Raw genomic sequence first — 14,769 nt, 5'->3', positions numbered from 1 at the left:
GAAGCCGGGAAACAAACAGCATGGAAAAGCCACGCTTCTGGCCACAGGATGATGGAGACCCCATAACCTGCCATGAAAAACTGCGTGTTCTGGAAGAAAACTGGCAGGAAGTGCAGGACATCGTGCGCGATGCGTTTGAGGATGCCATGCTGATGGGGGTGAGTGAGCAGTTTATGCGGGCGCGTTTGAAAGATATGGTTGATAGCCTTGCTTCTCCTAAAAACGGAGGGCAGGCAGTATGAGGCGCACAGCACCTAAAGCCGTGGCCTGTGGAGTTGTTCTGGCTGCAATGCCTATGCTGGCGCAGGCTGCCGGTACTGCTCTGGCACCTCCGGCAGTTTACGCACCTGATACGTGGCAAGGTAAAAATACAGCTGTTGTCAGGGTGCTAGACAGGCTGGATGCCCATGTGGAAGTTCTTTCTGTGCCAGTCGGCACAACGGCGCATTATAAAAGTCTGGACATTACGCCCTCACGTTGTCTGCAACGTCCCCCTACACTTTCGCCCGATGCCGCAGCATGGCTGGCTTTGCAGGATAAACATCCCAACGGAGCTACTTTTCAAGGCTGGATGCTGGCAGCAGAGCCTGCATTAGGCGTGTTTGAAAGCCCAGTTTACGATGTGCGGATGGTGCGGTGCGAAGGGGCAGATACAGAGCCTATGTTACCCCCATTGCCTAAGCCTGTTGCACCTGCTGCGCCGCCTACATCTGGTTCGGACACAGCCCCAGCACCTACGGGTGATAATTCATCTTCCAACCATGCAGGCAACCCGGATATTCCCGATGCCATACCAGACAAACAAGAAACCGGTGGCGTTTATTAGCGTTGGGTAGGGAACCGTTTCAGTTTTGTGCCGGTTCCGCGCGGCAGGTCTGTAAGATCGGTGGTTGTCGAAGCAGGGGGTGTTCGGCAACGTGTTAAAATATCGTGGTCTGGCTGCAAGTGCCTAGCAGTCTTGTCATCAGGGCCGGCCATCACAACAAGAATTGAGGTGCAAACGTGCTAGGTTCTCTCGGTGCGCAGGATTTCCGTTTCCATCTACCCCCGTTGAATGAAACTGCCTTTCTGCTCGATTTTGACGGTACTCTGGTTGATATTGCTCCCACACCAGAATCTGTTGTGGTGCCAAACGGGCTTCTTGATAGCCTGCGCCGCCTGCGTGAAGCATGTGGAGATGCCCTGGCCGTTGTTTCTGGCCGCCCGATTGATCAGATTGATCATTTTCTGGGCGATGTACCTTTTGCCGTTGCGGGTGAGCACGGGGTGGCCATTCGGCATCGCCCCGGTGGCCCTATTGAACGCGCAGCATTACCTACTCTCCCGCCTGAATGGCTGGCTCAAGCGCGAGATCTGCTGGCAACACTGCCGGGCACACGCTTAGAGCATAAAGAAGGCGGTTTTGTTCTGCATTACCGTGCCGCACCAGAAGCTGCAGAAACATTGCGTAAGGCAGCGGATGAATGGGTTAAGCAATCTAAAGGCACATTCTTGCTTTTGCCGGCCAAAATGGCGTGGGAAATTCGCCCTGCCGGAATTGATAAGGGCTATGCCGTTTCCCTGTTAATGGAAAATCCACCCTTTACGGGCAGAAAGCCTGTGTTTGTAGGGGATGACGTAACGGATGAAGATGCCATAGCCGCTGTGCGTAGAATGGGGGGCGTGGGGCTGCGTATTCCATCTGATTTTCCAACACCTTCTATTTTTCGGGCCTGGCTGGCCTCCCTTACAGGCGGGAGCCGATAAGGGATGGGGCGTCTTGTTATTGTTTCCAATCGCGTTCCGGCTGTGCGCGACCGTGCTCAACCTGCTGGAGGGTTGGCTGTTGCCTTGCGTGATGCCGTGCAAGGGCAGGAATGCCTTTGGTTTGGGTGGTCCGGCCAACAAATCCCAGATGATGAAGGGGAAGATCGGCGCGTTAGCATAGACACGGTGGAGAATGTAACCTACGCCACCGTAGATCTCACCCAATCCGAATATAATGGATTTTACGAAGGGTATTCCAACGGAATCCTCTGGCCACTTTGCCATTATCGCGCCGGGTTAATGAATTATAGTCGGCAGGATAGGCATACATATCATGCCGTAAACACCATGTTTGCGCAGAAACTTGCTCCCTTATTGAAATCTGATGATTTGATATGGGTGCATGATTACCATCTATTTCCACTTGGGCTTGCGCTGCGTGAATTAGGCATAAAATGCCGTATCGGCTTTTTCCTGCACATTCCGTTTCCACCATGGAGTTTGATGCGGGCCTTGCCGGGTGCAGAAAAGCTCATGCGGTCTTTGCGTGCCTATGATGTGATGGGTGTGCAGACAGAAGACGATGCCCGGAATGTGAACGAAGGCTTTTCCGTTGTGGGTGTGCCTGCGCAGGCACGTGTATTCCCTATTGGAATAGACCCTGAAAGTTTTCAGAAGCAGGCTTCTTCTGGTTTGGATAACCCGGAGGTGCAGAAGCTTGAAAAAAGCCTGCGCGGTCTGCCGTTGATTATCGGCGTGGATCGTATGGATTATTCCAAGGGGCTGCCAGAGCGTTTTCGGGCGTATGAAACGTTCTTGCGCAAATACCCAGAATATCGCGGGAAGGTTATTTACCTTCAGATCACCCCGGTTTCTCGCGGTAGTGTGCCAGAATACAAGATGCTGCGTGAAGAACTGGATGGTGTGGTGGGCCATATTAACGGCACGTATGGAGATTTTGACTGGGTTCCTATCCGCTACCTTACGCACCCTGTTCCGCGTGAGTTGCTGGCGCCGTTTTTCCGCCTTTCTCGCGCAGCGTTGGTAACGCCCTTGCGGGATGGTATGAATCTGGTTGCCAAGGAATATGTCGCTGCTCAGGATGAGGAAGATCCCGGCGTGCTTATTCTCTCCCGTTTTGCTGGTGCTGCGCCAGAAATGGAAGATGCGCTTTTGGTAAACCCGCATGATGCAGATGAAGTGGCAGATGCCTTGCATAAATCACTCAGCATGTCTCTTTCAGAAAGACAGGTGCGGTGGAAACGGCTGAAGCCAGATGTCTGGCGTGTTACGGCTGGCAGTTGGGCGCGTTCTTTTATTACGGCATTGGCAGAGGTGCGGTCTGAATGAGGGGGAGCCACGCATCTCGGCCACTGGCGCTATTTTTGGCAGGTGCAGCATTATTGGCGCTGGGGGTGGTGTGGTACACCCAACATGTTTTGCAAATTATGCCCTGCGAGTTGTGCCTGTGGGAGCGTTGGCCGTGGCGCCTGCTGCTTGGTACAGCCATTGTGGCTGCTGTGTTGCCAGATAAAGTGACACGGCAGCTTTTGTGGTTAACAGTACCTTTTATGGTGGCAGATATCGGGCTTTCTATCTGCCATGTAGGGGTGGAGTGGCAATGGTGGCCAAGCCCACTGCCTGCATGCCATGCGCCGCATATATCTGGGCACACTATGGCGGAACGTCTGGCTTCCATGCCTTTGCTGCCTTCCAAACCCTGTGATGCAGCTACGTATCTGGTGCCGGGGGTTCCGGTTTCCATGGCGGCAATGGGCGGCCTGTATGCTGCTGCCGTGTTATGGATTTTTATGGTCTGGCGTAAAAAGCTGGAACGTGTAACGCGTCGTATTTTCCATTAAATATTACAGTTTAAGTGTTAGGTTTTTATTGTTGCAGGCGTGGTCACTTCGTTGCCGTATTGTAGCGGTTGAAGCACCACGTATAAATCTTATACTGTGTGCCTGAATGAAATGTCAGGATATCTCTATGTCTTTAAGCGGTAATATTAAAAAAATCGATTGGAGCGTATTTGACGCAACATGGTACGCAGAAAAATATGAAGATGTTCTGAAATTTCTGGGTATTGAAGGTGCAGAGGCATTAGAGGCATTTTATAGGGAAAAGGGGCCTGCGCTCCGCCATTCTCCCAATCCGTATTTTGATGAAGATTGGTATTTGCGGCGTTATCCTGCTGTTGCTGATGCCGTAAGCAAAGGTGAATGGCAATCTGGGTTTGACCATTATTGCCGCACTGGTTCTTCTTCCCATAATCCACACTGGCTTTTTGATCGTGAATTCTATTTCAAACAGCAGCCAGCTCTTCAACCTGCGGTATTGGAAGAAGCCGGATTTCGAAATCTTTATGATCATTACCTGAATGTGGGTGATGAACAGTTTTTGACGGGGTCATGGTTTTTTAACCCAACAGCGTATCTCAAAAGCGGCCATGCACGTATTGAAGGCTTGGGTGCTTTTGCACAATGCGTACGTAATCTGGAACCTGAGCAGGGATATGGGCACCGTCTGTCCTGGTATTTTGACCCTGAATGGTATCTGGAAACCTACCCACATGTCAGGAAGGAACTGGATTCAGGGCGTTGGCTTTCTGCCCTGCACCATTATCTGTCTAATTCTACACCAACAGATTACAATCCGAATGCGTACTTTTCGGAAGAGTTTTATGGCAGCGTTAACCATGATGTAAGTGGTGCGGTTGAAAGCGGAAACTTCCGTAATTTTTATGAACATTTTTTACGCTATGGCGTGCATGAACTGCGTAAACCAAGCGCCAATGTTGATTTGGAAGGCTACTACCGTAATGCGGTTGTGCAAAAGGAAGTTACCCGGGGTGATTTCCCAGATGCATTCGCGCACTATATTGCCCATAACGGCAGGTTAGAAGATGATGTGGCAGGGCTGAAGGAAAGCGAAGCTCTTTCCAAAAAGCTCTATCATGAAATGTGTCAAATTCGGTTGCCTGTTCTTTTGAATCAGACATTGGATTTCACATACGATGTGCCAGATTTAAGCGTTATTATTGTAGCGCATAACCTGTTTGCCATGACCATGAGCGCATTGGCATCGTTACGAGCCAACTATAATGGCCAAATGCAGGTTATTGTAGTGGACTCTGGTTCTACAGATGGTGTGCGCCATATTGAACGTTATGTGCGTGGTTTGGATGTTGTACGTTTTCCAGGCAATGTTGGTTTCTTGTTGGGTTGCAATGCCGCATTGGAAAAAGTGCATGGTCCATTCACGCTTTATCTGAATAACGATACAGAGTTGATGCCAGAAGGCATTGGCAATGCCTTGGCACGGCTACGCTACAAAATGAAAATAGGGGCCGTGGGTGGCAAACTTGTACGCACCAATGGCTTGTTGCAGGAAGCAGGGAGTATTGTCTGGCGCGATGGTTCTGTGTGCGGTTATCTGCGTGACCAGCGGCCAGATGTGCCAGAAGCTAACTTTGTAAGATCCGTAGATTATTGCGCCGGTGCGTTTTTGATGGTGCGTACATCTTTGCTGCGTCAGCTAGGTGGCTTTGATACAGATTATGCCCCAGCGTATTTTGAAGAAACAGATCTGTGCCTGCGTATTCATGAAGCCGGGTTTGATGTTGTGTACGACCCTTCGGTGGTTGTGGTGCATTATGAATACGGTACATCCAGTTTTATGAGCGGTGCTTCCATGATAGCGCGCAATCAGGATGTATTTCGCCGTAAGCATACAGCATATTTGCGCCAGAAAAGCCTGAATAACCCAAGAATGCTGATAAAGGCCCGTTTCAGCAGGCAGGATCAGAAACGCGTTTTATTTATTGAAGACAGATTACCCTATCGGTTTTTGGGGTCAGGCTTTACGCGTTCAAATGATATTGTGCGCAGCATGATTGCTGCAGGATGCCAGGTAACGGTGTATCCGGTGTTTAGACCCACAGAATCTCAGGAAGATATCTGCATGGCTTTTCCCGATCAGACAGAGGTGATCTGGGATAGGGAGCTGCCAGAACTGGAAGATTTTATTAAATCCCGCGCCGGATATTACGATGCTATCTGGATTGCACGCACGCATAATGCAGACCGTCTGGCTCCAGTGCTGATGGATTGTGCTGATGCTCTAACAGGCACAATGGTGATTATTGATACTGAAGCCGTATCGGCCCCGCGTGAGTACCGTAAAATGGAATTACGGGGGCAAACGCCAGAAAACACAGTAGATGATCTTCTGAAGCACGAATTCAGACATCTGTTCATGGCTGAAAAAATTATTGCAGTGAACAGCAAGGATTCAAAAATCCTTAATGCGCATGGTTTTTCGAATGTTCATGTTCTTGGGCATTTGCAAAATGCTTCAACATGGTCTCCCGGATGGGAAGAGCGTCGGAATATTCTTTTTCTGGGGGCTATGCACGATCAGGATTCACCTAATGTCGATTCTCTTGCCTGGTTTAGCGGAGAGGTGTTGCCATTATTGGATGGCCGTTTGCCAGAGGATGTTAAGTTTACAGTTTGTGGCTATGTAAACCCGCGTGTTGATCTTACGCCGCTTCTTAACAACCCACGCGTTGTGGTGACGGGGCGGGTAGAGGATGTAACCCCTGTTTATAATAGCCACCGAGTATTTGTGGCACCAACCCGATATGCCGCGGGCATTCCCTACAAACTGCACGAAGCCGCAGCACATGGTATTCCTATTGTAGCAACGGATATCTTGTGTGAGCAGGTTGGATGGGTGCCGGGTGAAGATATGCTGTGCGCCAGTATCTCAGACGCACAGGGTTTTGCAGATGCCATTGTCCGACTGTATGAAGACAAGCAGATGTGGGAAAAAGTGCATGTGCGTGAACTCAAGCGGATTTCTACAGAGAACACGCAAGAGAATTATGTAAAAGCGATAAAGGAAATTTTAGAAATTTCCTGAATGGTATCTGCACGTCAGATGAGATGAGTGGGATCTTCCATCTTCAGAATCTGACGTGCCAGACTATGCAGCCGTGCGCTGGCACGTGCCCCTAATGTGCTGATGTCCTGATAGGAAAACCAGCGTGCTTCCAAGGCATCATCACCAGCCTGTACCGGGTTCTGGGTGTGTTCGTGCTCCTCACATCTTACGGCAAGAATGATGTAATGGAACGCCAGTTTTCCATCGGTGTCATAATGCAAGCTGTCAAATGCATCTATTACAGAAGTTGCTTTTGCAGGTAAGGATGTTTCTTCTAATAATTCACGTTCTGCGGCATGGAAAATTGTTTCTCCCGGTTCAATCCGTCCTCCCGGAAAACCCCATAACCCGGCATCTGGTGCATTGGCGCGCCGAACAAGCAAAAAATTATTCTGCCTGCGTACAATAGCAAGAACACCGGAGCGGGGGAGGCAGGAATGGCATGATGTTTTCATGATCGGGAAGTGTAGAAGGTCATGAATGCTGGTCAACCCTTATCTGCGTAAAAGGGATTGGGCTGTTTTTTCTCTTTGCCCCAATGCAGAAAATGCGTGTTAAATACAGCCACAACCGTGTGGATGTTGCGCACGGAAAATATAAACCAGCTATCAAGGAGCGCATCTTATGTCGGCAGATACAATTGCCATTCCGGGTATAGCCAAACCTGCTTCTCGCATTGCGCTAGGTACATGGGCCATTGGTGGTTCCATGTGGGGTGGTGCAGATGATGCAAACGCCAGTAAGACGATAGATGAAGCTCTGGAGCTTGGTATCAATATGATTGATACAGCACCAGTCTATGGATTTGGGCATTCTGAAGAAGTTATTGGTAAGGCTTTGGAGGGCCGACGTGGCCGCGTTATTCTGGCCACCAAGGTTGGCCTGAACTGGCAGGACGGCAAGGTTTTCAGGGATAGTCGGCCAGCACGGATTGAAGAAGAAGTTGAAAAATCTTTAAGCCGTTTGCGCACAGATTATATTGATCTGTATCAGGTTCATTGGCCCGATACGCGCACGCCGTTTGAAGAAACAGCCCGTGCTCTGGAAAATCTGGTTAAAAGCGGCAAGGTTAAAGCCTTGGGGCTGAGCAATTTCTCACCTGCGCAGATGGATGAATTCCGCAAGTTTGCCCCTGTTTCTGCCGTGCAGCCGCCATACAACCTGTTTGAGCGTGAAATAGAGCGCGATGTTCTGCCGTATGCAGAAAAGAACAATCTGGTTGTGCTGGCGTATGGCCCGCTGTGCCGTGGCCTGCTTTCTGGCCGCATGACGGCAGACCGGAAGTTTGAAGGAGATGATCTGCGCAAAACAGACCCCAAGTTCCAGCAGCCGCGTTTTGGGCAGTATTTGCAGGCGGTGGAAGATCTTAAAGCCATTGCCAACAAGTACGGCAAAAGCATGTTGGCTCTGGCTATCCGCTGGGTGTTGGATCGTGGTCCAACTATTGCGTTGTGGGGCGCGCGTAAGCCAGAACAGATTGCAGGCGTGGATGATGCCTTTGGCTGGAAGCTGGATGCAGAAGACATGAAAGCCATTGATGCTATCTTGGCCAAGGATATCAAAGATCCGGTAGGCCCAGAGTTTATGGCTCCTCCACTGCGGGCCTAATTCGGCGTAACAGGCACAGGGCTGGCTTCTCCAGCCCTGTTCTCGCCGCAAGGCTGGCGGTGGCCCATACGCATTGACTCAGATGCGGCTTTTTTCGCACTCTATTAAGTTATGAAAGAGCCGCATCCTCCTTATCAGGCTGAGCCTGAGCAGGCGACAGTCTGTATGTTTCCGCTTCAGCAGGTGTTGGGGCGTGTAGAGGCTGCGGAATATTTGGGTATTCCTACCCGTAGGCTCAGATTTCTTGAAATGTTTGGGCGTGGTCCTAAATCTGTTTCTCAGCGGGCAGGGGCCATTCAATTTCGTAAAGAAGACTTGGATAACTATAGTGCCCAGCAGTTTAGCCGTGCCGGATTAGGGGTAGATGCGCTTTCGCGTTATCGGAGTATGCGCGCACTGGCTGATTATAAAGGGTTGGATCCGTTTATGGATATGGCCAGCCGAGATGAGCTTTCTCAGGCATGCACCTATATTGGCGGGCGTGTGGGTATTGGGCTGGGGCTGGTGGTGATTGTGCTTTCTCATACCCCGTTGTCCCGCATTTTGTTCCATGTGGTGCGTTAAGGCGGTTTTGTCGCGGTCTGGGCGCTTTCATATCTTGCGCAAGGCGCTGGGGCAGCCCATGTTTGGGCAATGGCTTCCAAAACTTCTTCCTCTGCGGCACGTGGCAAAAAGCGCCCTTCATTAAGCGAGCGCGCCGCTAGCCTTCCCCCAGTTCTGTTCGAGCCGGAAAAGCAGGCTCCACGTCCACGCCTCAAGCGTATGGAAGTGGTATCGGAATACGAACCGGCGGGGGATCAGCCGCAAGCTATCAGTGAACTGGTGGCAGGGGTGGAAGCTGGCGAACGCGATCAGGTTCTGCTGGGGGTTACGGGTTCTGGTAAAACCTTTTCCATGGCTAAAATTATTGAGGCCACGCAAAAGCCTACGCTTATTTTAGCACCCAACAAAACATTGGCAGCTCAGCTTTATGGGGAAATGAAGCAGTTTTTCCCCAATAATGCAGTTGAATACTTTGTTAGCTATTACGATTACTATCAGCCAGAAGCCTATGTGCCACGTTCTGATACGTATATTGAAAAAGACAGCCAGATAAACGAACAGATTGACCGTATGCGCCATGCCGCCACACAGGCGCTGCTGGAGCGGAACGATGTCATTATTGTAGCCTCTGTTTCCTGTATTTACGGTATCGGATCTGTAGAAACCTATTCCCGCATGGTGGTGAAGCTGGAACTGGGCGGAGAGATAGACCGGGATAAGCTGATAAAAAGTCTTGTTGAACTCCAGTACCGTCGGAATGATGCTGCATTTGCGCGAGGCACTTTCCGCGTGCGTGGTGAAACAATAGATATCTTTCCCGTGCAGAATGAGGATAGAGCCTGGCGTGTTTCGCTATTTGGAGATGAGGTTGACGGGCTGATAGAGTTTGACCCCCTGACAGGTGAAAAAACGGCTGATCTGCAGGAAATTACCATTTACGCAAACAGCCATTACGTAACCCCACGCCCTACGTTGAATCAGGCCATTAAAGGCATCAAGCAGGAACTGCGCGAACAGCTTGATGTGTTTACAAAGGCTGGCAAGCTGCTGGAAGCAGAACGGCTGGACCAACGCACCACCTTTGATCTGGAAATGCTGGAAACAACAGGTGTGTGTAAGGGGATCGAAAACTATTCCCGCTATCTTTCAGGCCGCAAACCGGGTGACCCACCACCAACCCTGTTTGAATATCTGCCTGAAGATGCGCTGTTGATTGTAGATGAAAGCCACGTAACCGTGCCGCAGATTGGTGGCATGGAACGAGGAGACCATGCGCGCAAATCCGTTCTGGCGGAGTTTGGGTTTCGGCTTCCTTCCTGTCTGGATAACCGGCCTTTGAATTTTGCGGAGTGGGATAAGTTTCGCCCACAAAGCATTTTTGTAAGTGCTACGCCGGGTCCGTGGGAAATGGAACGCACAGGCGGCGTGTTTGCTGAACAGGTTATTCGCCCCACCGGGTTGGTGGACCCCATTACAATTATCCGGCCTGTTGAGCATCAGGTAGATGATCTGTTGGCAGAATGTCGCACCACTATTGGCAAGGGTGGGCGCGTGTTGGTGACAACGCTGACCAAACGCATGGCGGAAGATTTAACCGATTATATGAACGAAGCCGGTATTCGGGTAAGATATCTGCATTCCGATGTAGATACGCTGGAACGGATAGAAATTATCCGAGACCTGCGCATGGGCGCATTTGATGTGCTTATTGGTATTAACTTGCTGCGAGAAGGCTTGGATATTCCAGAATGTTCGCTGGTTGCTATTCTGGATGCAGATAAGGAAGGGTTCTTGCGTTCGCGCACCTCTCTTATTCAGACCATTGGCCGTGCGGCCCGAAATGTAGAGGGCCGGGTTCTGCTTTATGCGGATAAAATGACGGATTCCCTAACATACGCTGTAGAGGAAACAGCCCGTAGGCGTGAAAAACAGATGGCGTGGAACACAGAGCACGGCATTACGCCACAAAGCGTGCGCAAGAATATCAGTGATATTGTCTCTTCTGTGTTCGAGCAGGATTACGTCACCATCGCGCCGGATGAAGATACCGGCGTTGCAGAGTTTGTGGGGCAGGATTTGGGCGCGGCCATTGCCGGGTTGGAAAAGCGTATGCGCTCCGCTGCAGCAGAGTTGGAGTTTGAAACTGCTGCCCGCCTGCGAGATGAAATTCAGCGGCTGGAAGCCTTGCAGCTTGGGTTGGAACCGCCCCCGGTAGCGGCTTCAACCGCAGGAAAAGCCCAGACAAGTGGCCGTAAACCCAAAAAAGACAAGGTGCCACGGCCATTGGGGCCAGGTGGGGGTGGGTATGACCCGGCAGCCAGACGAAAAAAGCGCTAACCTAAAGAAAGACGGCAGGTATCGGCCAAAAATATAGCGAAACACCGTAAGCGTTCGGGCAGGCCTTGTTTCTGCCGCTTATCCCTTCTACCGTCCGCAGAGCAAACCCTTATTTGTGCGGACATTACGGCATGACAACGTCAGATCCTTTTATCCAGCCGGATTATACAGCACTGGAGCAAGCGCCTGTTGCGCCAGATCCTTTCCCGCATGTGGTGGTGCCGCATTTTATCCGGTCAGAAGATCTGGGGCGTTTGTTTGCGCATCGGCCGCATATTGTGTCTGGCGGATCTTTCCCGCCAGAGTCCTTGCAGCTTTCTTTTCTTATGCAACATTTGGTGGAAGAACTGGAAGGCCCGCGTTTAAAGGCGATTGTTGCGGAAAAATTTCATCTCAATCTCGATCATGCGCCTTCCATGCTCACCATTCGTGGGCGTACGCGTGAAAAAGATGGGCGCATCCACACAGATTCATTGGCCAAACGCGTAACCATTTTGCTGTACCTGAACCCATCGGGGGCCGGTGAGGCATGGGAGCGGCAGGAAGGCTGTTTGCGTCTTTTGCGTGGCCCGCATGATATTGAAGATTACGCCAAGGAAGTGCCACCTGTAGATGGCACCTTGCTGATTTTCCCCAACGGTCCAACCACATGGCATGGGCATAAGCAGTTTGTGGGGCAGCGCTATACCATCCAGTTAAATTACATGACAGAAGATGCACGTGCCCGGTCTGAACTCCGGCGGCATAAACTTTCTGCCTTGGTTAAAAAGTTGCCTTTGCCGCAATTGGGGCAGTAACTTTCCTTTTTTGATCTGTTGCTGCATTGAACAGGAAACCTGAATGATTTTCCGCAAGCCGTCTGCTGCCCGTAAACACTTTTCACTGCTGGCCGTAACGCTGGCCCTGTTGGGAGGCACGGCCCTTTCTCCCATACTGGCTCATGCTCAGGACGCCGCACCGGGTATGCCGTCTGCTCTTGTACCCCCTAGCCTGAGCAGTGCGCAGGTTGTGCGGGCCACTCTTCCGAATGGCCTCAAGGTTGTGATCGTCCCTAACCGGTTGGCTCCGGTTGTCACAACGGAAATCAACTATCTTGTTGGCTCGGCAGAAGTGCCAGAAGGCTTTCCCGGCACGGCACATGCGCTGGAACATATGATGTTCCGTGGCAGCAAAGGGTTGGATAAGGATCAGCTTGCAGCTATCGGTACGCGCTTGGGCGGCAGTTATAATGCAGATACAACAGAAGACGTAACGCAGTATTTCTACACAGCGCAGGCGCAGGATTTGCCTGTTTTGCTGAAAATTGAAGCCCTGCGCATGAACGGCTTAACCCTGTCTGAAGCGGATTGGGAAAAAGAGCGTGGCGCGATTGAGCAGGAAGTTGCGCGTGATCTTTCCAGCCCGGCATATCGGTATCTGGAACAGTTGCAGGGCATTCTGTTTGCAGGCACGCCCTACGAACACGATGCACTGGGCACACGGCCTTCCTTTGATAAAACCACGGCCGCTGATCTGAGAGATTTTTACCAGAAGTGGTATGGCCCCAACAATGCCGTGCTGGTTATTGTGGGTGACATTAACCCGGTTTCTACCTTGCAGTTGGTGCAGGATACGTTTGCCGATATCCCGCGCAAGGATTTACCGCAGCGCCACAAGGTAACTCCGGTGGCACCGCCGGCTAAAACACTTACGCTTTCCACAGATTATCCTGTTGGGTTTGCAACGCTTGCCTTCCCTATGGCAGGCAGTTCTTCATCAGATTTCGCAACGGCGGATATTCTGTCAGACGTGCTCTCCAGCCAGCGTGGTGCGCTGTATGATCTGGTGCCGCAGGGCAAGGCGTTATACGCAGGGTTTGAATATGCCCCTAAAAAAGAAGCGGGTTTTGGTTTGGCGCTTGCGGCTTTCCCCAAAGGTGCAGATGCTTCTGGCCCCATGAATGCCATGAAAGCTGTGCTGGAAAAAATTCGTAAGGAAGGCGTACCAGCAGAACTTGTTGAAGCTGCCAAGCAAAAAGAAATTGCCCAGCTTCAGTTTTCCGCCAACTCTGTAAGTGGTCTGGCATCTATTTGGTCCAACGCCTTGGCATTTCAGAATCTGGATAGCCCGGGAGATCTGGTAGCCGCCTATCAGGCCGTCACACCAAAGGCAGTGAATGATCTGGCCGCAAAGCTGCTTGATCCGGCACATGCTGTGTCTGCCATTCTTACCCCAGAAGCATCCGGCAAGGCCGTTTCTGGCAAAGGCTTTGGCGGGGCAGAATCTTTTGCAACAGCTCCAGATAAACCAGTAAAACTGCCGCAATGGGCAGAAAAAGCTCTGGCCAAACTGGAAGAACCAAAACCTACACCACTGCCTGCAGTCAGCACCTTATCGAACGGCATCAAGCTGATTGTCTGGCCATCTCATGTCAGCCACACCATTCAGCTTTCTGGCCAAATTCGTCAGACACCCGAATTGCAGGAACCCAAGGGCAAGGAAGGTGTACATAGCTTAACAGAGGCTCTGTTCTCCTATGGCACAATGCAGCATGATCGTCTGGCTTTTCAGAAAGCACTAGATGATGTGCCTGCATGGGAAGATGCAGGGGGCAATTTTTCTTTGCAAGTTCTTACGCCTGATTTTGAAAAAGGTGTGGAGCTGCTTGCAGAAAATGAATTGCACCCGGCATTCCCAGAAAAAGATTTTACGGTTGTACGCACACAGTTGGCACAGGCGCAGGCTGGGGAGCTGGTATCTCCTGGGCATCTGTTTGATAAAGCTATCAAGGCCGCCATTCTGCCGGAAACAGATCCGACACAGCGTGATGCTACACCTGAATCTATTATGAGCGTAACCCGTGATGATGTGCTGCATTATTACCAAAGTGCATGGCGCCCAGATCTGACAACTATTGTTGTAACGGGTGATATCTCACCAGAAAAAGCACAGGCTGTATTAGAAAAAGCTTTTGGTAGCTGGAAAGCAGAAGGACCAGCACCTGATGTTAATCTGCCGACTGTACCGCTGAGCAAAACATCCCGCGCAACCGTGCCTGATAAGAGTAGCGTGCAGAATGATGTTGTACTGGCAGAAACATTAGGGCTGACAGCACAAAATCCTGATCACTTCCTGCTGCAGTTGGGCAATGAGGTACTGGGCGGCGGGCTGTTCTCTTCACGTCTGTATAGAGATATGCGGGTGAAGACAGGCTATGTTTATTCTGTAAGCAGTTCTTTTGATTGGGGGCGTACGCGCGGGGCCTATACTGTCAACTACGGTGCTGATCCGGATAAAGTTGGTAAAGCGCAGAGTGTTGTCATGAAAGATCTGAAGGCCATGCAGTCTGCACCACCTACAGCAGAGGAACTTTCTTTGGCCAAAGCCTCACTGTTGCGGAGCCTGCCTCTTGCCAGAGCCAGTTTGGGCCGGATTGCTGCGCAGTATCTTTACTTGGAAGATCTGGGCTTGCCGCTTGATAATGCTGATCGTGGGGCAAAAGTATATTACAAAGCCACTGGAGCAGAAGTGCAGGCTGCGTTCCGTAAATGGATCAGACCAGATGATCTTGCTGTTATTGTAAAGGGTCCTACGCCTACTTGGTGAATA

At 50.9% G+C, this 14,769-nt stretch carries 12 protein-coding genes; 11 read left to right on the top strand and 1 reads right to left on the bottom strand.

Annotated features, from left to right (window positions below):
* The first annotated feature begins 20 nt into the window (after positions 1 to 20).
* From QQM41_RS05135 to QQM41_RS05110, 6 genes are all read left to right on the top strand, one after another.
* Positions 21 to 242, top strand: coding sequence for a hypothetical protein (locus QQM41_RS05135; RefSeq protein ID WP_050819075.1), 222 nt, complete (start codon positions 21 to 23; stop codon positions 240 to 242).
* A complete protein-coding gene (locus QQM41_RS05130) occupies positions 239 to 826 on the top strand; it encodes a DUF2155 domain-containing protein (protein WP_339077917.1) in 588 nt (195 codons plus the stop codon). The genes QQM41_RS05135 and QQM41_RS05130 overlap by 4 nt, the downstream gene beginning before the upstream one ends.
* Positions 827 to 1,002: 176 nt before the next feature.
* Positions 1,003 to 1,746 (top strand): trehalose-phosphatase, encoded by a 744-nt coding sequence (gene otsB / locus QQM41_RS05125; RefSeq protein WP_339077916.1) that lies wholly within the window; start codon positions 1,003 to 1,005, stop codon positions 1,744 to 1,746.
* A gap of 3 nt (positions 1,747 to 1,749) precedes the next feature.
* Positions 1,750 to 3,096: a trehalose-6-phosphate synthase gene (locus tag QQM41_RS05120; RefSeq protein ID WP_050819078.1), complete on the top strand. Its 1,347-nt coding sequence runs from the start codon at positions 1,750 to 1,752 to the stop codon at positions 3,094 to 3,096.
* Positions 3,093 to 3,608, top strand: coding sequence for a disulfide bond formation protein B (locus QQM41_RS05115; protein ID WP_339077915.1), 516 nt, complete (start codon positions 3,093 to 3,095; stop codon positions 3,606 to 3,608). Before QQM41_RS05120 ends, QQM41_RS05115 begins: the two co-directional genes overlap by 4 nt.
* A gap of 106 nt (positions 3,609 to 3,714) precedes the next feature.
* Entirely contained in the window at positions 3,715 to 6,672 is a 2,958-nt protein-coding gene (locus tag QQM41_RS05110; RefSeq protein WP_339077914.1) for a glycosyltransferase, read from the top strand.
* A gap of 14 nt (positions 6,673 to 6,686) precedes the next feature.
* Here QQM41_RS05110 and QQM41_RS05105 read toward each other — a convergent pair whose 3' ends face one another.
* A complete protein-coding gene (locus tag QQM41_RS05105; RefSeq protein WP_208729230.1) occupies positions 6,687 to 7,184 on the bottom strand; it encodes an NUDIX hydrolase in 498 nt (165 codons plus the stop codon).
* A 133-nt stretch (positions 7,185 to 7,317) separates the two neighbouring features.
* Between QQM41_RS05105 and QQM41_RS05100 the strand changes: the two genes are divergently transcribed.
* The 5 genes from QQM41_RS05100 to QQM41_RS05080 all read left to right on the top strand — a co-directional run bounded on the left by QQM41_RS05100 (position 7,318) and on the right by QQM41_RS05080 (position 14,766).
* Positions 7,318 to 8,301, top strand: coding sequence for an aldo/keto reductase (locus tag QQM41_RS05100; protein ID WP_003624799.1), 984 nt, complete (start codon positions 7,318 to 7,320; stop codon positions 8,299 to 8,301).
* Positions 8,302 to 8,412: 111 nt separating this feature from the next.
* Positions 8,413 to 8,865 carry a hypothetical protein gene (locus tag QQM41_RS05095; RefSeq protein ID WP_339077913.1) on the top strand — a complete coding sequence of 151 codons (453 nt, stop codon included), beginning with the start codon at positions 8,413 to 8,415 and terminating at the stop codon, positions 8,863 to 8,865.
* Between the two features lie 69 nt (positions 8,866 to 8,934).
* Positions 8,935 to 11,181: an excinuclease ABC subunit UvrB gene (uvrB, locus tag QQM41_RS05090; protein WP_050819083.1), complete on the top strand. Its 2,247-nt coding sequence runs from the start codon at positions 8,935 to 8,937 to the stop codon at positions 11,179 to 11,181.
* A 131-nt stretch (positions 11,182 to 11,312) separates the two neighbouring features.
* Entirely contained in the window at positions 11,313 to 11,978 is a 666-nt protein-coding gene (locus tag QQM41_RS05085; RefSeq protein WP_339077912.1) for a 2OG-Fe(II) oxygenase, read from the top strand.
* Positions 11,979 to 12,021: 43 nt separating this feature from the next.
* The gene (locus QQM41_RS05080; protein ID WP_339077911.1) at positions 12,022 to 14,766 is read left to right on the top strand and encodes a pitrilysin family protein; all 2,745 of its coding nucleotides are present in this window, start codon (positions 12,022 to 12,024) and stop codon (positions 14,764 to 14,766) included.
* The last annotated feature ends 3 nt before the right edge of the window (positions 14,767 to 14,769 follow it).

The sequence above is a fragment of the Acetobacter sp. AC2005 genome (assembly GCF_037901235.1).
Taxonomy (GTDB): Bacteria; Pseudomonadota; Alphaproteobacteria; order Acetobacterales; family Acetobacteraceae; genus Acetobacter; species Acetobacter oryzoeni.
This window is presented reverse-complemented; position numbering and strand designations above follow the sequence as displayed.

Bases quoted from the DNA above. Each gene is read 5' to 3' on its own strand.
- QQM41_RS05135 (WP_050819075.1), top strand. From the start codon at position 21: ATGGAAAAGCCACGCTTCTGGCCACAGGATGATGGAGACCCCATAACC.
- QQM41_RS05130 (WP_339077917.1), top strand. From the start codon at position 239: ATGAGGCGCACAGCACCTAAAGCCGTGGCCTGTGGAGTTGTTCTGGCT.
- QQM41_RS05120 (WP_050819078.1), top strand. From the start codon at position 1,750: ATGGGGCGTCTTGTTATTGTTTCCAATCGCGTTCCGGCTGTGCGCGAC.
- QQM41_RS05115 (WP_339077915.1), top strand. From the start codon at position 3,093: ATGAGGGGGAGCCACGCATCTCGGCCACTGGCGCTATTTTTGGCAGGT.
- QQM41_RS05110 (WP_339077914.1), top strand. From the start codon at position 3,715: ATGAAATGTCAGGATATCTCTATGTCTTTAAGCGGTAATATTAAAAAA.
- QQM41_RS05100 (WP_003624799.1), top strand. From the start codon at position 7,318: ATGTCGGCAGATACAATTGCCATTCCGGGTATAGCCAAACCTGCTTCT.
- QQM41_RS05095 (WP_339077913.1), top strand. From the start codon at position 8,413: ATGAAAGAGCCGCATCCTCCTTATCAGGCTGAGCCTGAGCAGGCGACA.
- uvrB (WP_050819083.1), top strand. From the start codon at position 8,935: ATGGCTTCCAAAACTTCTTCCTCTGCGGCACGTGGCAAAAAGCGCCCT.
- QQM41_RS05085 (WP_339077912.1), top strand. From the start codon at position 11,313: ATGACAACGTCAGATCCTTTTATCCAGCCGGATTATACAGCACTGGAG.
- QQM41_RS05080 (WP_339077911.1), top strand. From the start codon at position 12,022: ATGATTTTCCGCAAGCCGTCTGCTGCCCGTAAACACTTTTCACTGCTG.